The following is a 17951-nucleotide window of genomic DNA, read 5'->3' on the forward strand; positions in this document are numbered from 1 at the left end:
ATCTGATCCAGTAACAGGAGGCGGTGCCGTTGACCTTGTTCTTCGCTCTTTGCTTTGTCGGCGTGGCCATTGCCGGCCTCAGCGCCTTCCTGATTTTCTGGCCGTTGACGCTGGTCCATATCCGCGACCGGCATCCAGCGCTGGCGACCGAATTCGGCGCCGGCGCCTTTCTTAAACCAGAGTGCCTGCGCTGGCTGCTGGGGCGCGGCTTTGTCCGCATCGCCGACCGCTCGCTATCGGGGCTGGCCACACCCGCCCGCATCGCCCTGCTGGTGATGCTCGGCGGGCTGGGCATGGCACTGCTGTTGTGGCTTTTTTCGCAGGTAATGAAATGACTGATTTCGAGAACATTCCCGACCAGTGGTGGCTGGCACAGCTCGGCGGCACCCTGATCTGGGCGCGCCTGCGGGTCCGCCCGGGCGGCACCGCCGAGATCCTGGACAGCGACGGCAACACACTTAGCTACGACAGCGAAGACACTGCCCGCGCACAGCTGTTCGACGCCGAGTTCGTTGCCTTTGACGGCCTGGACGAAGAAGACGCACTGCATCGCGGCTTCTCGCTGCACGAAGTGGCACCGCCGCAAGGCGATGACGACAGCTTGCGCGAGCGCATGGTTCAACTGCTCGGCACCCGGGTTTAAGCACTCCGTGTTCGCCCAGCGCGTTTTCGTGGAAACCGACCTGCTCTGGCTGGACCGCCTGCTGGCCCGCGACCCGTTCGTGACCTTACTGACCACCGGCGACGATGGGCTGCCCAAACTGACCCGACTGCCGGTGCTTTATCGGCGTGACGGGGACAAGGTGGAACTGATCGGCCATTGGGCCAAGGCCAACAAACAGTCGCGCCACCTCGGCCGCGCCAAGGTATTGGTCAACGGCCCGCAAGGCTATGTCTCGGCCAGCTGGTATCCGGACAAGGAAAGCGCTGCGCGTGTCCCAACCTGGAACTACGCCGCCGCTGAACTGGTCGGCGAACTGCACAGCTTCGACGACACGGCTGCATTGGCGCAGCTGCTGTCAGACACCAGCCACTTCTTCGAGGCCAGCGTCGGCCAGGACTGGCAATTCGATGCCAGCCTTGACGATCACGCCCCTTCGCTGCGCGCCATCGTAGGCTTCCGCCTGTACGTGCAGCAGATCCAGATCAAGCTGAAGCTCAGTCAGAACCACCCGCAGGCAAACCAGCTGGCGGTGATCGAGGCCTTGCAGGCCCTGGACACCCCCGACGCCCGCGAACTGGCGCAGTGGATGCAGCTATACCGCAGTGAGCACGGCGACCAGCACGATGACTGAGCTGCGCCTCGTTTCCCGCGACGCCGCCGTCAACACTTCCGGCAGCGCCCTACCCCTCAAGATCGCAAGGGAAGCTTCACCATGAAAGACATCCACAACCTGCTGCTCAAGAACCGCGAATGGGCGGACCGGATCGAGAAAGAAGATCCCGAGTTCTTCCATCAGCTGGCCAAGCAGCAGAGCCCGGAATACCTGTGGATCGGCTGTTCCGATTCGCGCGTACCGGCCAACCAGATCATCGGCATGGCGCCGGGCGAGATCTTCGTCCACCGCAACATCGCCAACGTGGTGGTGCATACCGACCTGAACTGCCTGAGCGTGATCCAGTACGCGGTGGACCAGCTCAAGATCAAGCACATCCTGATCGTCGGCCATTACGGCTGCGGCGGCGTGCATGCAGCCTTGAACAAGGTGCGCGTCGGCCTTGCCGACAACTGGCTGCGGCACGTCGGTGATGTCGCCCAGAAGCACGACGACATCCTGTCGCAGATCGACGACCCGGAGCTGCGCCACGCGCGCCTGTGCGAGTTGAACGTGATCGAGCAGGTGGTCAACGCCTGTCGCTCGACCATCGTGCAAGACGCCTGGGCGCGCGGCCAGAAGCTGATGGTGCACGGCTGGGTCTACAGCCTGCGCGACGGCCGGGTCAGTGAGATGGGTATTGACGTGGGTGCACCGGAAGAGCTGCAGCCGGCGTATGAGAAGGCGCTGTCGTTTGTGCCGCGGAAGGGCAAAAGGCACTGAGCGGAGGAAGGCACTGCCGGAGCTAGGCTTCCCTAAACCCGGCCGGAGCTAGGCTTCCTCCCCTCTCCCGCTTGCGCGAGAGGGGCTGGGGGTGAGGGCCTACCGCCCCAGCCAAGTCAAAACCATGCCCTCATCCGCCCTCCGGGCACCTTCTCCCGCATGCGGGAGAAGGGACAGAGCAGAAGCCAGAGCAAAGCCAAAGCCAAAGCAACAGCCAAAGCAACAGCAACAGCAAGAGCAAGAGCAAGCCCAAAGCCGCAGCAGCCCCCCCTCCAAAACACCCCCAGCCCCACACCAAACAGGCCCCGCATGCTCCCCCTACCCCTGAATCTGCTCGGCTGGATCGAAGAACACCGCCATCTCCTGAAGCCGCCAGTCGGCAACAAGATGATCGAGAACGGTGACTTCATCGTCATGGTGGTTGCCGGCCCCAATAGCCGCAACGATTACCACTGGGACGAAGGCCCGGAGTGGTTCTTCCAGCTTGAAGGCGAGATGGTGCTGCGCGTGCAGGAAGATGGCGCGGTGCGCGACATCCCGATCCGGGCCGGCGAGATCTTCCTGCTGCCGCCGCGCGTACCGCATTCGCCGCAGCGCATGCCCGGCTCGATCGGCCTGGTCGTCGAGCGCAAGCGTCTTGACCATGAGCTCGATGGCTTCATGTGGTTCTGCCAGCAGTGCAACCACAAGCTCTACGAAGAGTTCTTCCACCTGAAGAACATCGAGACCGATCTACCCAAGGTCTTCGACCGGTTCCATGCGTCCACCGAACACCGCACCTGCAGCCAATGCGGGGCCGTGCATCCACTGCCAAAACCGGTCACGCCAGAGGCCTGAGTGGCCGGGCGCGGTTACACTGCGGATACATCCTCGACGTGTCCGCACCGATGAACGAAACGCTGTCACCCGCCCACGCCATCGCACTTGATGCCGCCGATCCGCTGCGCCACCTGCGCAGCCAGTTCCTGATTCCTCAGCACCAAGGTGCCGATCAAACCTACTTCGTCGGCAATTCGCTCGGCCTGCAGCCACGCGGCGCGCTGGCGATGGTGCAGGAGGTGATGGATCAATGGGGCCGCATCGCCGTCGAAGGCCACTTCACCGGTCCTACGCAATGGTTGAGTTATCACCGCCTGGTGCGCGATTCGCTGGCCGGCGTTGTCGGCGCGCTGCCGCATGAAGTGGTGGCGATGAACACGCTGAGCGTGAACCTGCATCTGATGATGGTCAGCTTCTACCGCCCGAGCAGCGAGCGCCCGGCGATCCTGATGGAAGCCGGCGCCTTCCCGACCGACCGCCATGCGGTCGAGGCACAGATCCGCTTCCATGGCTTCAACCCGGCCACCGATCTGATCGAAGTGCAGCCGGACGAAGCCAACGGCACCATCTCGATGCAGGCCATCGAACAGGCCATCAGCGAACACGGCAAGCGCGTCGCACTGGTGCTGTGGCCGGGCGTGCAGTACCGCACCGGCCAGGTCTTCGATCTGGACGCGATCACCCGCCTGGCACGCGCGCAAGGTGCCAACATCGGTTTCGATCTCGCCCACTCGGTCGGCAATGTGCCGTTGAACCTGCACGACGTCGCACCTGATTTCGCGGTGTGGTGCCACTACAAATACTTGAACGCCGGCCCGGGTGCGGTTGCTGGTGCCTTCGTGCACGAACGCCATGCCAAGGACACTTCGCTGCCGCGCTTCGCAGGTTGGTGGGGCCATGAACAGGCGACCCGCTTCCAGATGGCACCAGAATTCGTTCCCGAGCTCGGCGCCGAGGGCTGGCAGCTGAGCAATCCGCCGGTACTAGGCCTCGCTCCACTGCGTGCATCGCTGGCGCTGTACGACGAAGCCGGCATGGACGCACTGCGCACAAAGTCACTGAAGATCACCGGCTACCTGGAAACCATGGTGCGTGCGCGCCTGGACCATGTGCTGCAGATCATCACCCCGGCCGAACCCGAGCGCCGCGGCTGCCAGTTGTCGCTGCGCGTGGCCGGTGGCCGCGCACAGGGCCGCTCGCTGTTCGAGTATCTGCAATCAGTAGGCGTGCTCGGCGACTGGCGCGAGCCCGATGTCATCCGCATCTCGCCCACGCCTTTGTACAACCGCTACAGCGATGTCTACCGCTTCGTCGATGAAGTGGAAACCTGGGCTGGCGTCTGACCAACGGAATCCTGTGACTTGAATACCCCCACCCCACGCAGCCTCACCTTGATCGGAGCCGGCCTGGCCGGCTCCCTGCTCGCCATTCTGCTGTCGCGGCAAGGCTGGAAAATTACTGTCTACGAACGTCGCGGTGATCCGCGTATCGCTGACTACGAGTCCGGCCGATCGATCAATCTCGCACTGGCCGAACGTGGTCGCAATGCCTTGCGCCAGGCCGGTGTCGAAGACGAAGTGATGGCCAAGGCAGTGATGATGCGCGGGCGCATGGTGCATCCGCGCGAAGGCGAGCCCGACCTTCAGCGTTACGGTCGCGATGACAGTGAAGTGATCTGGTCGGTGCACCGCAAGGACCTCAATACCACCTTGCTGCAACTGGCCGAAGAAGCCGGTGCAACCGTGCATTTCCACCGCCGCCTGCACACCGTGGACTTCGACGCTGGCTATGCGCGCCTCATCGATGACCGCGACGACCAGCCGCACGACATCCACTTCAACACGCCGCTGATCGGTGCCGACGGCGCCGGTTCGGCACTGCGTGCAGCAATGAACCGCAAACTCCCGTTGGGCGAGCGCATCGAGTTCCTCGATCATTCGTACAAGGAGTTGGAGATCCCGCCAGCAGCAGACGGCAGCTTCCAGATCGAAGCCAATGCCCTGCACATCTGGCCGCGCGGCAACTACATGTGCATCGCCCTGCCGAATGACGAAGGCACCTTCACCGTCACCCTGTTCCTGCCCAATGAAGGTACGCCCAGCTTCGCCACGGTGCGCAATGGTGCCGAAGCGGAGGCACTGTTCCAGCGCGACTTCGCTGATGCGTTGCCGTTGATACCTGACTTGCGCGCCGATTGGGACCAGCATCCACCCGGCCTGCTCGGCACGCTGTACCTGGAACGCTGGCATCAGCGTGGCAAGGCGGTGCTGATTGGCGATGCCGCGCACGCAATGGTGCCCTTCCACGGCCAAGGCATGAATTGCGCGTTCGAGGACTGCGTGGTGCTGGCGCGCTGCCTGGCCGAGCATCCCGGCACCGAAGAAGCCTTCGTCGCATTTGAAGCCGAACGCAAGCCCAACGCCATCGCCATCCAGCAGATGGCCTTGGACAACTATCTGGAAATGCGTGACCGCGTCGCCGATCCAAGCTACCTGCTACAGCGCGAGCTGGAGCAGGCGCTGCAGGCACGCTGGCCAACCCGCTTCGTGCCGCATTACACGATGGTCACCTTCCTGCACACTCCGTACTCGGTTGCACTGGAACGTACCCGTCTGCAGCAGGCCATCCTTGCCGACGCAACCGCCGGCCACGACTCGCTGGACAATATCGACTGGGCCGCGCTTGAGCAGATCGTCCATGCCCAGCTGCCGGTACTGGAAGGAGCGCGCTGATGGCCGAGAGCTTCCTGTTCTACGACCTGGAAACCTTTGGCCAGGACCCACGCCGCACCCGCATCGCCCAGTTCGCCGCGGTGCGCACCGATGCCAACCTGAAAGTCATCGACGAGCCGGTCAGCTTCTATGTCAAGCCGGCCGACGACCTGCTGCCCTCGCCGATTGCCACGCTGATCACCGGCATCACCCCACAGCATGCGCTGGCCGAAGGTGTCAGCGAAGCCGAGGCCTTCGCCCGTATCAACGAGCTGATGAGCAAGCCGCAGACCTGCACGCTGGGCTACAACACGCTGCGATTCGATGATGAGTTCGTGCGCTACGGCCTGTTCCGCAACTTCCATGATCCCTACGAGCGCGAGTGGCGCAGCGGCAACTCGCGCTGGGACCTGCTCGACATGCTGCGGCTGGTGCACGCACTGCGCCCGGACGGCATCAACTGGCCCAAGCGCGAAGACGGCGCCACCTCGTTCAAGCTCGAGCATTTGGCGCTGGCCAATGACGTACGCGAAGGCGACGCCCACGAGGCACTGTCCGACGTCTACGCCACCATTGGCATGGCCCGCCGCTTCCGCGAGGCGCAGCCGCGCATGTGGGATTACGCACTGCGCCTGCGCGACAAGCGCTACGTCGCCAGCCTGCTCGATGTAGTAGCGATGGAGCCGGTGCTGCACATCTCGATGCGCTACCCGGCCAGCCGTCTGTGCGCCGCGCCGGTGCTGCCTTTGGCTCGCCATCCGCATATCAACAACCGGGTGATCGTGTTTGACCTGGAAGGCGATATCGAGCCGCTGCTGGAGCTGTCGGTCGAAGAGATCACCGCGCGCCTGTACACCCGCGCCGCCGACCTGCCCGAGGGCCAGCAACGCATTCCGCTGAAGGAAGTGCACCTCAACAAGGTACCGGCGCTGGTGGCCTGGAACCATCTGCGCGATGCCGACTTCGAGCGTCTTGCCATCGACCCAGCGGTGATTGAAGCCAAGGCCGAGAAGCTGCGTGCGCTTGCTCCGCAGCTGGCCGAGAAGGCCCGCCAGGTGTTTGCGCGTGAACGCACGAATGACGGCCCGGTCGATGCCGACGCCTCGCTGTACGACGGCTTCCTGGCCGAAGGCGACAAGGGCCTGCTCAGCAAGGTGCGCACTGCGCCGCCGGAAGCACTGGCCGAGCTGGAACAGCGCTTCCGCGATCCGCGCCTACCCGAACTGCTGTTCCGTTACCGCGCCCGTAACCATCCGCAGACCCTGGACGCCACCGCGCGCTCACGCTGGGATGCGTATCGTCAGCAGCGCTTCACTATCCCGGGCATGGCCGAGCAGACCTTACCCGAGTACATCGCGCAGATCGCCCAATTGCGCGAAGAACACAAGGACAACCCGGCCTCACTGGGCTTGCTGGATGCTTTGGACCAGTGGCGCCACACCCTGCAGGACACACCATGACCCAGTATTTCAGCGATGCCAGCTTCAAGTTCCTGAAAGCGTTGGCACGCCATAACGACAAGACCTGGTTTGCCGAGCACAAGCAGCAATACGAAGACCATGTACGCCAGCCCTTCCTGCGCCTGATCACCGATCTGCAGCCAAACCTGAGCGAGGTCAGCACGCACTTCCAGGCCGATCCGCGCACCGTCGGCGGCTCGCTGTTCCGCATCTACCGTGATTCGCGCTTCTCCCACGACAAGGCACCCTACAAGACCTGGCAGGGTGCACGCCTGTTCCATGAGCGTCGCAAGCAGGTACCGGCGCCGTCGTATTACATCCATCTGGCGCCGGGTGAGAGCTTCGTCGGCGCTGGCATCTGGCACCCGGAACCGGACGTACAGCGTCGCCTGCGGCAGTTCATCCTCGACAACCCCGGCAGCTGGAAGGCGGCCGCGCATGCGCCGGCCACGCGCAAGCGCTATGAGTTCGAGAGCAGCGAGAAGCTTGTGCGGCCACCGCGCGGCTTCCCGGCCGATTTCGAGTTCATCGACGACCTCAAACACCGCAACTGGGTGCTGTGGCGCTCGCTCGACGACGAGACGATGACCGGCCCGCGCCTGCGCCAGACCCTTGCCAAGGACCTGGCCGCACTCGGTCCGTTCGTCGACTACCTGTGCGCCGCGCTGGACCTGGAATTCTGATTAGCGCGGGCTTCACGCAAACCAACCTGGTTTGCGGCACGCTTGGCGGCAACCTTCGACAGGAAGCCGCCATGACCAGCATCCACCTGCAAGTCTGGATCGATGCCCCGCTGGCCACCGTCTACAGCGGCTTGGCCAGTGCCGAGGGACTGAGCCATTGGTGGATTCCGCACCAGCAATCGCTCATCGACGACGACACGGTGATCAGCCACAACCCCGGCTCCGGCCATGGCGTGGTGGCGCTGAAGGTGCTGGAGATCATTCCCGAGCGCTGCATCCGCTGGGAAGTGATCAGCCGCCACCCGCCACCCGCCACAAAGCCCGGCCTCGGCCTGGACCGGCACCGAGATCCGCTTTGAACTGTCACGCCGGGCCAGCCCCGGCGCCTGGCGCGGCCTGCCGCACGAAGGCGAGCCGATGACCGTACTGGAGTTCCACCATCTGGGCTGGAACGGCGACAGTGAGTACCTGGGCTTCTGCAGCCAAGCCTGGGCCGAAACCCTGGTGATGCTGCGCCGCTGGGCCGAAGCAAGCATCCCCGCACATTCCTGATATCGAGGACAGCAACGCAATGAAGAAGTGGATACTCGCCGCCGTCATCGCCATCGCCGTATTGCTGGCCGCCTACGTCATCGGCGGCCCCTATCTGGCAATCCGAGGCATCAGCCAAGCCATCGAACAGCGCGACACCGGCAAGCTGGCGCGGCATGTCGACTTTGGCGCAGTGCGGGTCAACATCAAGGCGCAGGTCAACGATTACATCGTGCGCCGCGCCGGCAGCGACATGCAGTCCAGTCTGTTCGGCCAGGTAGCCTTGGGCATGGCCGGAAATCTCACCGGCGCAGGCGTCGATACCTTCGTCACCCCCTTGGGCATTGCCGCGCTGCTGCAAGGTGACAGCCTGTGGAAGCGGGCCATCGGTGACACCGTCGGCGGTGACACCTGGGCACCGCCCTCCCCGGCCAAGCCGCTGGCCAATACCACTGGCCACTACGAATCGCTGTCGCGTTACACCGCTACCACGCACCTGGAAGATGGCCGCGAGGTCGTGTTCGTGCTCAGCCGCCAAGGGCTGCGCTGGCGGCTGACCAATATCGTGCTGCCACTGGGACAGGCGCCGGGCTGACCGGCGCCGGTTCCGTCAGGCAATCTTGCGCGGCGCTACTTCGACATCGCTGTCAGCGAGGAAGGCATCCAGTGAATCATCCATCGCCTGCATCCAAGGCGTGTGATGCAGCGGCGCCAGCGTGCCAGTCAGCACCGAGCGATAGCTGTAGTTGCGATAGCCGAGGATGTCGTCCTTCTTGTCGTGCTTCCACTGTTTGAACAGCGTGGCCACGGCCTCGACGTTGAAGTCCGGATAGTCGGTGGCATCAAGCAGATCACGCACATAGCCGGTCTGGAAGTCGATGTCCTGCTCGGCCGATGTCGTCGCCTCCTCGCGCGCCAACCAGGCTTCACTGTCAGCACGCATTGCATCGGCGGCCGGCAGCGCGATCCTGTCGAGGATCACGTCGCGCGCATACCAGGCCTGGGCATCGAACATGTTGAAGGTGTAGTACTGGTCCTGCATGCCCAGATAGATCAGCTTGGGGTTGTCGATCCAGAACACACCCTTGTACAGATCACCGGGATACAAGCGATTGCGGGTACGCAGGGTCAAAGCATCGGGCAGAAACGGGAAATGGTGCTGGTAGCCGGTGCACAGCACGATCGCATCCACATCCTTGCTGCTGCCATCGATGAAGTGCGCTGTATTGCCCTCGACACGCTGCAGCAGCGGCTTTTCCTCGAACGCAGCCGGCCAGTCGTAGCCGGTCGCAGCACTGCGATAGCTGAAGGTCACCGACTTGGCACCGTACTTGTAGCATTGCGTACCGATGTCCTCGGCCGAATAGCTGCTACCTACCAGCAGCAGGTCCTTGTCGGTGAACTCGCAGGCATCACGGAAATCGTGCGCATGCAGCACGCGCCCCGGGAAACGATCCACGCCTTCGAAGAACGGCGCGTTCGGCGTGGAGAAATGCCCGGTGGCAACGATTACCCGGTCGAACTCCTCGGTCAGCAACTCGTCTTTCTTCAGGTCACGGACGGTGACGGTGAAACGCTCGGTCTCTTCCGAGTAATCGACCCATTGCACGGCCATGTTGAAGCGGATCTGATCACGCACGCCGCTTTTTTCGATGCGGCCCATGATGTAGTCGCGCAGCACGGCGCGTGGCGGATAGGAGGCGATCGGGCGGCCAAAATGCTCTTCGAAACTGTAGTCGGCAAACTCCAGCGCTTCCTTCGGGCCGTTCGACCAGAGGTAGCGGTACATGCTGCCATGTACGGGTTCGCCATAAGCATCCAGCCCGGTACGCCATGTGTAGTTCCACATCCCGCCGAGATCGGATTGCTTTTCGAAGCAGACGATCTCTGGCACTTCAGCCCCACCTCGACGGGCAGATTCAAAGGCACGAAGTTGCGCCAGGCCGCTCGGGCCGGCTCCAAGAATGGCGATACGCATGGTCATTCGGGTTGTTTCTCCTGTGTAGCTGCAATCGCGCAAACGCGACGGCACTGCGCAAGGGCGCGTTATGCGCCGTGCAGGAGAGACAATGCGTCCAGTCCCGCGCGGCGCGCGAAACACCCGGCCGCCACGCAAGGCAGCGCGAAAGGGAGTGGCAGGTACATGACGCTACCGGTCGGGGAACAGGCCCCGCCCCTGGATCACCGGGTGGGTGCAGTGCGGGAGGGATCTGCTGCATTCGTGCAGATCAGGGCGCGGCAGGATTGCCGCTGGTTCAGCTGGGAACCCGCGAAAGCACCTTCATCCTAGCATGTGGGGAATGTAGGGCTGCAAATCGAGCTTTTGTAGGAGCGGCGTAAGCCGCGAAGCCACAAATCTTGCCGATACGGCATTTGCTGCCATTGCAGGCAGTATGCATTCGGTCTTGTCACCAGCTTCGCGGCTTACGCCGCTCCTACAAAAAACCGGTTCAATCCGGATTGGCTACGCCATGCGGCACATGCCCTGCAGCCACATGCTGACGCGCGCTGTCGATGTTGTGCTGCGAATCATCAAAGAAGATGTCAGCACCAAACGCTTCCAGGAACGGCCCCTTGTGCCGCCCGCCGAGGAACAGCGCCTCATCCAGACGCACGCCCCATTCACGCAAGGTGCGGATCACGCGCTCATGCGCAGGTGCCGAACGTGCGGTTACCAGCGCGGTGCGGATAGGTGCTGCTTCGCCAGCCGGGAATGCTGCCTGCAAGGCATGCAATGCCGAAAGGAAGTTACGGAACGGGCCACCACTGAGCGGCTCGTGCGCACGCTCGCGTTCGTGGCGGCCGAATGCCTCCACGCCCTGCTCGCGCGAAATACGCTCGCTTTCGTCCCCAAAGATCACCGCGTCGCCATCAAAGGCGATGCGCAGCTGGGTCTTGGAACGACCGGTATCGGTGGCAGCAGCCGAAGCCGCAGCAACGTCCTGCGCACTCTGCGGCAGGATGGTCGCCGCAGCGACGCCGTTGACCAGCGCACGCCGCACCGAATCCGGGTTGGCCGAAAGAAACAGATCCGTACCGAACGGTTTGACGTAAGGCCAGGTCGGCTCGCCTGCGGTGAAGGTGGCGCGCACGATATCCAGCTTGTAATGCTGGATGGAGTTGAAGATGCGCAGGCCGGTGTCAGCGGAATTGCGCGACAGCAGGATCACCTCGACGCGCGGAGTCTCTTCCGGCGCCCCGTCATTCAGCGCAAGCAGCTTACGCACCACCGGGAACGCCACGCCGGGTTTGAGCACATCATCCTCGTGCGCCCGCTGGTAGGCGGCATAGGCCTCCAGACCTTCGCGTTCGAACAAGGCATGGCCTTCTTCGAGATCGAACAAGGCGCGCGAAGTAACCGCGACGGTGAGAAGCCGGGGAGTGTTGTCACCCATGGACGATGAACCCAATACGATCAAGGAACGGGACCCAGTCTACCCGGAAGCGGCCCCGCTGCTGCCATTCCGGCCCTCAGACCATGAACTGCTCGCTCAGGATGCGCTCTTCGAGGTTGTGCTCGGGATCGAACAGCAAGGTCACCTGGCGCTCGCGCGACTCACGGATCGTCACTTCCACCACGTCACGGGTTTCGTGCGAATCGGCGGTGACGCTGACCGGACGCTTATAGGGATCGAGTACGCGGAAGCGCACTTCGGTCTCGGCCTTGAGGATGGCGCCACGCCAGCGCCGCGGCCGATACGGGGCCAACGGGGTCAAGGCAATGGTATTGGAGCCCAGCGGCAGGATCGGGCCATGCGCTGAGTAGTTGTATGCGGTGCTGCCGGCGGGTGTGGAGACCAGCACGCCATCGCAGATCAGCTCTTCCACCCGCTGCTGGCCATTGAGGTCGATACCGATATGCGCGGCCTGTCGGGTTTGCCTTAGCAGCGACACGTCGTTATAGGCCAGCGAGCCGGTGGTGGTGCCTGATTCGGTCTGCGCGATCATTTCCAACGGCCGCAGGTAAGCCGGTTCGGCCAAGGCCAGGCGCTCGATCAGGTCGTCTTCGCGATGGTGGTTCATCAGGAAGCCGACGGTGCCCAGCTTCATGCCGAACACCGGCTTGCCCTTGCTGCCATGGCGATGCAGGGTCTGCAACATGAAGCCATCGCCGCCGAGCGGGCAGATCACGTCCGCGTCTTCCGGGTTGTGATCGCCATAGCGCGCAGCCAGGCTGACACGGGCCTGCTGGGCAGTCTCAACGGTGCTGGCGAGGAATGCGATTCGGGGGGACACGGGCGCGTCTTTTCGTTCGGCTTGGAGGGCGAGGATAACCTGCTGGTGCGTTGGCTGGTGTTTTCGTTTGCTTGGAAACTGAAGGCCAAAGCGAAGAGCTTGCCCTCACCCCAACCCCTCTCCCGCGCGCGGGAGAGGGGCTGAAGCTGCAATTGCACGCGGTGCTTGCGCTCGCAGATCACTAGCCCCTCTCCCGGGCGTGGGCGAGGGGTTGGGGTGAGGGCAAGCTCTTGATTTCCCCAAAAGAAAACGGGCCCAAAGGGCCCGTTCTCCAAAACAAAACCTAACGCTTTATGCGCCGTGCGCAGCCAACTGGCCCAAACGCTGCACCGCTACCGACACGGTCGGGTAGTCCAGCGTCTTCTGCTCGGCCAACTCAGCCAGCATGGCCAAGGTGAAACGCAGACCGCTGTCATCACGACCCAACCACGCAGCCACCTTGGCCTCGGCGGTCGCGCCCTTCATCGACAGCACCTGACCAGCCAGTGCACGCTGATGCGCAGCCAGCTCGTCGCGCAGCACGCCACGGGCAACCGCATGCCAACGGCCGTTGACCTCCAGCGCATCGATCTGCTCGAACAGCCACGGCATCTGCAGGGCTTCGCCCAGGCGGAAGTGGACCTTGGACACGTCCACCGGCTTGAGCTTGCGCGGACGCGCCAGTTCAATGATGTCGAACGCCGGCTCCAGGAACTGCAGTTCGGACAGCTGCTGTGCCAGTGCCGCCGGCAAGCCCTTCTCCTTCCATGCCGCGACGCTGGCCTCATAGGCCGGGCGCTGCGAATCCGGCAGTACGCCCGAGGCGACACGGATGTCGTTGAACGGCCCCTGGTAGCGATCCACTGCGGCAGTGATGCCCGGCATCGTGCCCGGACGGGTCAGCAACCAACGCACGAACGAACGCTGCAACTTCCAGATCACTTCCAGTGCGTCCACCTGCACTGCTTCCGGCAAGGTGCCGTCGAGCGCGTCGATCTGCGTCCACAGTGCACGTGCATCCAGCGTTTCACGGCTGATGGTGTAAGCCTTGGCGACCTCGGCCACGGTGCGGCCGGTGTCTTCCTGCATACGCATCAGGAAGGTGGCGCCCATGCGGTTGATGGTCTGGTTGGTCACGGCCGTGGCGATGATTTCACGCTTCAGGCGGTGACGCTCCATCGCGTCGGCGTACTTCTTCTGCAGCGGCTGCGGGAAGTAACGCAGCAGCTCCTTGGACAGGTACGGGTCTTCCGGGATATCCGACTCCAGCAGCTGCTGGAACGCGACGATCTTGGAGTACGACAGCAGCACTGCCAGCTCCGGACGGGTCAGGCCCTGGCCACGCAGCTTGCGTGCCGACAGCTCGGCATCGGACGGCAGGAACTCGATCTGGCGATCCAGCAGGCCCTGCTTCTCCAGCGTGCGGATGAAGTGCTGCTTGGAGCCTAGACGCTTGCTGCTCATCCGCTCCATCAGGCTCAGCGCCTGGTTCTGACGGTAGTTGTCCATCAGCACCAGTTCGCCAACCTCGTCGGTCATCGAGGCCAGCAACTTGTTGCGCTGCTCCACGGTGAGCTTCTTGGCGCGCACTACATCATTGAGCAGGATCTTGATGTTGACTTCGTGGTCGGAGGTATCAACACCGGCCGAGTTGTCGATGAAGTCGGTGTTGAGCAGCACGCCTACCTGTGCGGCTTCGATGCGGCCGAGCTGGGTCATGCCCAGGTTGCCGCCCTCGCCCACGATCTTGCAGCGCAGCTCGCCGCCGTTGACGCGCAGGCCGTTGTTGGCGCGGTCGCCGACATCGGCATTGGTCTCGCTGGCCGACTTGACGTAGGTGCCGATGCCGCCGTTCCACAGCAGGTCAACCGGCGCCTTCAGCGCGGCATTGATCAGGTCGGTCGGGTTCATCGCCTTGATGCTGGCGTCGATGCCCAGTGCATCGCGCACTTCCGGGGTGATCTCGATCGACTTGAGCGAACGCGGGTAGATGCCGCCGCCCTTGCTGATCAGCTTGCTGTCGTAGTCGGCCCAGCTCGAACGCGGCACCTTGAACATGCGCGCGCGTTCCTTGAACGAGCTGGCAGCGGTCGGGTTCGGGTCGAGGAAGATGTGGCGGTGGTCGAAGGCGCAGACCAGGCGGATGTGCTCGGATAGCAGCATGCCGTTACCGAACACGTCGCCGGACATGTCGCCGACACCGACCACGGTGAAGTCCTGCTTCTGGCAGTCCTGGCCCAGTGCACGGAAGTGGCGCTTGACCGACTCCCACGCACCACGCGCGGTGATGCCCATGCCCTTGTGGTCGTAGCCCACCGAACCACCGGAGGCGAACGCGTCGTCCAGCCAGAAACCGTGCGCACGGGCGATGCCGTTGGCGGTGTCGGAGAACGTGGCGGTGCCCTTGTCGGCAGCGACGACCAGGTACGGATCGTCCATGTCATGACGCACAACGCCCTGCGGCGGCACGATCTTGTTGTTGACGATGTTGTCGGTGATGTCGAGCAGGCCGTTGATGAAGCGCTTGTAGCAGGCCACGCCCTCGGCAAACCATGCATCGCGGTCCACCGCCGGGTCCGGCAGCTGCTTGGCGAAGAAACCGCCCTTGGAGCCGACCGGCACGATCACGGTGTTCTTCACCATCTGTGCCTTGACCAGACCCAGCACCTCGGTGCGGAAGTCTTCGCGACGGTCCGACCAGCGCAGGCCACCACGGGCAACCGGGCCGAAGCGCAGATGGGTACCTTCCACGCGCGGGCCGCACACGAAGATCTCGCGGTACGGGCGCGGCTTGGGCAGGTCCGGCACCTTGGCGGCGTCGAACTTGAAGCTGATGTAGTCGGCCGGACCACCATCGGCGCGCACGCCGTCCTTGCGGACCATGTAGTAGCTGGTGCGCAGGGTGGCTTCGATCACGCCGATGAAACTACGCAGGATGCGGTCTTCGTCCAGGCTGGAAACGCCGTCGAGCAGCTTGATCAGCACTTCGTGCACCAGCGCCATGCGCGCGGCACGGTCGCTCTTGCGCGCCTTGACCACGCCGTCGAGCAGCTTGAGGGTGGCAGCATCGTCACCGGCCAGCTGCTTGAACTGGGCCAGCTGCGCATCCAGCACCGCCTTGTCTGCCGACGGGGCCGGCTCGAAGCGGGCTTCGAAGAGTTCCACGATCAGGCGGGCCAGCAGCGGATAGCGATTGAAGGTGCCTTCCACATAGGCCTGCGAGAACGGCACGCCGATCTGCAGCAGGTACTTGCAGTAGCCACGCAGCATCGACACCTGGCGCCAATCCAGACCGGCGCCCAGCACCAGGCGGTTGAAGCCGTCATTCTCGGCATCGCCGTGCCAGACACGGGCGAAGGCATCGCTGAAGGCGGCATTGGCGCTGGCCGGGTCGATCGCACCGATGGTGGATTCGACTTCGAAGTCCTGCACGTAGACCGGCGCTTCATCGACCATCAGCTTGTACGGGCGCTCGGCGATCACGCGCAGGCCCATGTTCTCCATCATCGGCAACACATCGGACAGCGGAATGTCTTCGAGCTGGCGGTAAAGCTTCAGACGCAGGCCATCAACCTCGTCACGACGGATTGCCTGCAGGCTCAGGCGCAGATCGTCCGGGCCGGTCAGTGCGTCCAGCTGGGCAACGTCGGCTGCAGCGATTTCAGCGCTGGAGTCTTCGATGTAACCGGCCGGCAATGCCTTGCCGATACGCGAGGCAATGCGCAGGCCTTCGGCTTCGCCATGGCTGCCGACCAGCGCTTCGCGCAGATCGTCCTGCCAGTTGCGCAGTACGTGGGCCAGGCGCTTCTCCATGCCTTCCACGTCCAGCTCCAGGCTCTCTCCAGCCTTGGGACGCACGATCAGGTGCACCTGGGCCAGCGGCGAATCACCAAGCACCACGCTGGAATCGACGTATTCGCCGTGCAGCGCGTCCTTGAGCATGTTCTCAACGCGCAGACGCACGTCGGTGTTGAAGCGCTCGCGCGGCAGGAACACCAGCGCCGAGATGAAGCGGCTGAACTTGTCGCGACGCAGGAACAGGCGGCTACGCACACGCTCCTGCAGGCCGAGCACGCCCATGGCGGTGCGGAACAGTTCGTCCTCGCTGGACTGGAACAGCTCTTCGCGCGGCAGCGACTCCAGGATGTGGCGCAGTGCCTTGCCGCTGTGGCTGGACAGGCTCAGGCCCGAACGCGCCATCACGTTTTCATAGCGCTGACGTACCAGTGGGATTTCCCACGGGCGGCGGTTGTAAGCGCTGGAGGTGAACAGGCCGAGGAAGCGCTGCTCGCCGATGATCTTGCCCTTGGCGTCGAATTCCAGCACGCCGATGTAGTCCATGTAGCCGCCGCGATGGATATGCGAGCGGGCATTGGTCTTGGTCAGGATCAGGGCGTCGTGCAGGCTGCTGGTGGCGTTCAGGCCTTCGGCGGCAAGGCCCTTGACCGGGCGCGCGACCATCGTGTCCTTGCCACGCATCAGGCCCAGGCCGGTGCCGTTCTGGGCGACCAGCACTTCTTCCTTGCCCTTCTTTTCCACCTTGTATTCGCGGTAACCGAAGAAGGTGAAGTGGTTGTCAGCGGCCCAGCGCAGGAACTCCTGCGCCTCGGCACGCGAGGCCTTGGTCACCGGCAACGGACGCTTGCCGAGGTCTTCGGCCAGCGCCATGGCCTTGTCGGTCATCGGCTGCCAGTCATTCACGATGGCGCGCACGTCTTCCACCGCAGCACTCACGCGCTTGGCAACGGCATCCAGCGCATCGGCCGGCTGGCGGTCGATCTCCAGCAGCATCACCGACTCCAGCTTGCCCTCGCCCACGCCGCTGAGCTTGCCAGCCTTGTCACGCGCGATGCTGATCACCGGATGGCCCAGCACATGCACGCCGATGCCCTGCTCAGCCAGTGCCAGCGTTACCGTGTCCACCAGGAACGGCATGTCGTCGTTGACGATCTGCAGCACGGTATGTGCCGATTCCCAACCGTCGGCCTTCAGCGTCGGGTTGAACACCCGCACATTGGCCTTGCCCGGCTTGCGGGTGCGAGCGAACTCGAGCATGCCCGCAGCCAACACCGCCCAATCATCGGCCGAGTGCAGCTTGAACTCATCGGCTTCCATGCGCTTGTAGAAAGCCGTAGCAAATGCCACCGCCTGCGCCTGCGCGGCCGCAGCGGGATAACGCTTCCGCAAGGCTGCAAATACCGATTCTAGCGAGAGGCCAGCTTCGGCGATGTTCTGCTTCACAGCTGGTTTGGATTTCGTCTTTACGGACTTGGCAGCACTGTTTTGCGATTTCATGGCAGAGCTTTGGGTGTTGCTCGTTTGGAGAAACCGCGATTGTATCGCTGGTAACAAAAAGAACCTTGCTGCAGGGCCGCATTATCTGCATCGCAATTTGCTGCCAAGCGATAGCGACAGCCACGGTTTTGCTGATAGGCGATCAGCAGACAATGTCCGCCACCTGAATCTCGTTTGCTCACAGGGAGCAGTGAAAGA

Annotated in this window: 16 protein-coding genes; 12 read left to right on the forward strand and 4 right to left on the reverse strand. The window is 63.4% G+C overall.

The genetic code is table 11. The features are described from left to right. The first annotated feature begins 29 nt into the window (after positions 1-29). The 12 genes from ACVOLR_RS10470 to ACVOLR_RS10525 all read left to right on the forward strand — a co-directional run bounded on the left by ACVOLR_RS10470 (position 30) and on the right by ACVOLR_RS10525 (position 8838). The gene (locus tag ACVOLR_RS10470; RefSeq protein ID WP_481536356.1) at positions 30-335 is read left to right on the forward strand and encodes a hypothetical protein; all 306 of its coding nucleotides are present in this window, start codon (positions 30-32) and stop codon (positions 333-335) included. Next, positions 332-643: a hypothetical protein gene (locus ACVOLR_RS10475; RefSeq protein ID WP_481532012.1), complete on the forward strand. Its 312-nt coding sequence runs from the start codon at positions 332-334 to the stop codon at positions 641-643. Before ACVOLR_RS10470 ends, ACVOLR_RS10475 begins: the two co-directional genes overlap by 4 nt. Positions 644-650: 7 nt before the next feature. Then, the gene (locus ACVOLR_RS10480) at positions 651-1295 is read left to right on the forward strand and encodes an FMN-binding negative transcriptional regulator (protein ID WP_481536357.1); all 645 of its coding nucleotides are present in this window, start codon (positions 651-653) and stop codon (positions 1293-1295) included. A gap of 81 nt (positions 1296-1376) precedes the next feature. Beyond that, on the forward strand, positions 1377-2039 hold the full coding sequence (gene can / locus ACVOLR_RS10485; protein ID WP_481532014.1) for a carbonate dehydratase: 663 nt from the start codon (positions 1377-1379) through the stop codon (positions 2037-2039). Positions 2040-2348: 309 nt separating this feature from the next. Beyond that, positions 2349-2876: a 3-hydroxyanthranilate 3,4-dioxygenase gene (locus tag ACVOLR_RS10490; RefSeq protein WP_481536358.1), complete on the forward strand. Its 528-nt coding sequence runs from the start codon at positions 2349-2351 to the stop codon at positions 2874-2876. 50 nt (positions 2877-2926) lie between these two features. Next, complete coding sequence (gene kynU, locus ACVOLR_RS10495; RefSeq protein ID WP_481536359.1) at positions 2927-4201, forward strand: kynureninase; 1275 nt, start codon at positions 2927-2929, stop codon at positions 4199-4201. Between the two features lie 18 nt (positions 4202-4219). Next, positions 4220-5590, forward strand: a complete 1371-nt coding sequence (locus tag ACVOLR_RS10500) for an FAD-dependent oxidoreductase (protein ID WP_481536360.1) — start codon at positions 4220-4222, stop codon at positions 5588-5590. Next, positions 5590-7029 carry an exodeoxyribonuclease I gene (sbcB, locus tag ACVOLR_RS10505; protein WP_481536361.1) on the forward strand — a complete coding sequence of 480 codons (1440 nt, stop codon included), beginning with the start codon at positions 5590-5592 and terminating at the stop codon, positions 7027-7029. Before ACVOLR_RS10500 ends, sbcB begins: the two co-directional genes overlap by 1 nt. Beyond that, positions 7026-7712, forward strand: coding sequence for a DUF2461 domain-containing protein (locus ACVOLR_RS10510; protein ID WP_481536362.1), 687 nt, complete (start codon positions 7026-7028; stop codon positions 7710-7712). The genes sbcB and ACVOLR_RS10510 overlap by 4 nt, the downstream gene beginning before the upstream one ends. Before the next feature lie 71 nt (positions 7713-7783). Next, on the forward strand, positions 7784-8071 hold the full coding sequence (locus ACVOLR_RS10515) for an SRPBCC family protein (protein WP_481536363.1): 288 nt from the start codon (positions 7784-7786) through the stop codon (positions 8069-8071). A 58-nt stretch (positions 8072-8129) separates the two neighbouring features. After that, positions 8130-8264 (forward strand): hypothetical protein, encoded by a 135-nt coding sequence (locus ACVOLR_RS10520; RefSeq protein WP_481536364.1) that lies wholly within the window; start codon positions 8130-8132, stop codon positions 8262-8264. Positions 8265-8283: 19 nt separating this feature from the next. Continuing rightward, positions 8284-8838 (forward strand): DUF2939 domain-containing protein, encoded by a 555-nt coding sequence (locus ACVOLR_RS10525; protein ID WP_481536365.1) that lies wholly within the window; start codon positions 8284-8286, stop codon positions 8836-8838. A gap of 15 nt (positions 8839-8853) precedes the next feature. Here the strand turns inward: ACVOLR_RS10525 and ACVOLR_RS10530 are convergent, their stop codons facing one another. The 4 genes from ACVOLR_RS10530 to ACVOLR_RS10545 form a co-directional block, all read right to left on the reverse strand. Next, positions 8854-10227, reverse strand: coding sequence for an NAD(P)-binding domain-containing protein (locus tag ACVOLR_RS10530; RefSeq protein WP_481536366.1), 1374 nt, complete (start codon positions 10225-10227; stop codon positions 8854-8856). Positions 10228-10693: 466 nt separating this feature from the next. Further along, positions 10694-11638 carry a 5'-nucleotidase gene (locus ACVOLR_RS10535; RefSeq protein WP_481516308.1) on the reverse strand — a complete coding sequence of 315 codons (945 nt, stop codon included), beginning with the start codon at positions 11636-11638 and terminating at the stop codon, positions 10694-10696. A 76-nt stretch (positions 11639-11714) separates the two neighbouring features. Then, entirely contained in the window at positions 11715-12479 is a 765-nt protein-coding gene (locus ACVOLR_RS10540) for an NAD kinase (RefSeq protein ID WP_481536367.1), read from the reverse strand. Between the two features lie 291 nt (positions 12480-12770). Next, on the reverse strand, positions 12771-17753 hold the full coding sequence (locus ACVOLR_RS10545) for an NAD-glutamate dehydrogenase (protein ID WP_481536368.1): 4983 nt from the start codon (positions 17751-17753) through the stop codon (positions 12771-12773). Positions 17754-17951: the final 198 nt, after the last annotated feature.

Source organism: Stenotrophomonas sp. STEN030 (genome assembly GCF_056759995.1).

What these genes read in the sequence shown, in the direction of transcription:
- ACVOLR_RS10475 (WP_481532012.1), top strand. Translation starts at nt 332, where the DNA reads ATGACTGATTTCGAGAACATTCCCGACCAGTGGTGGCTGGCACAGCTC.
- can (WP_481532014.1), top strand. Translation starts at nt 1,377, where the DNA reads ATGAAAGACATCCACAACCTGCTGCTCAAGAACCGCGAATGGGCGGAC.
- ACVOLR_RS10490 (WP_481536358.1), top strand. Translation starts at nt 2,349, where the DNA reads ATGCTCCCCCTACCCCTGAATCTGCTCGGCTGGATCGAAGAACACCGC.
- kynU (WP_481536359.1), top strand. Translation starts at nt 2,927, where the DNA reads ATGAACGAAACGCTGTCACCCGCCCACGCCATCGCACTTGATGCCGCC.
- sbcB (WP_481536361.1), top strand. Translation starts at nt 5,590, where the DNA reads ATGGCCGAGAGCTTCCTGTTCTACGACCTGGAAACCTTTGGCCAGGAC.
- ACVOLR_RS10510 (WP_481536362.1), top strand. Translation starts at nt 7,026, where the DNA reads ATGACCCAGTATTTCAGCGATGCCAGCTTCAAGTTCCTGAAAGCGTTG.
- ACVOLR_RS10515 (WP_481536363.1), top strand. Translation starts at nt 7,784, where the DNA reads ATGACCAGCATCCACCTGCAAGTCTGGATCGATGCCCCGCTGGCCACC.
- ACVOLR_RS10520 (WP_481536364.1), top strand. Translation starts at nt 8,130, where the DNA reads ATGACCGTACTGGAGTTCCACCATCTGGGCTGGAACGGCGACAGTGAG.
- ACVOLR_RS10525 (WP_481536365.1), top strand. Translation starts at nt 8,284, where the DNA reads ATGAAGAAGTGGATACTCGCCGCCGTCATCGCCATCGCCGTATTGCTG.
- ACVOLR_RS10530 (WP_481536366.1), bottom strand. Translation starts at nt 10,227, where the DNA reads ATGACCATGCGTATCGCCATTCTTGGAGCCGGCCCGAGCGGCCTGGCG.
- ACVOLR_RS10535 (WP_481516308.1), bottom strand. Translation starts at nt 11,638, where the DNA reads ATGGGTGACAACACTCCCCGGCTTCTCACCGTCGCGGTTACTTCGCGC.
- ACVOLR_RS10545 (WP_481536368.1), bottom strand. Translation starts at nt 17,753, where the DNA reads ATGAAATCGCAAAACAGTGCTGCCAAGTCCGTAAAGACGAAATCCAAA.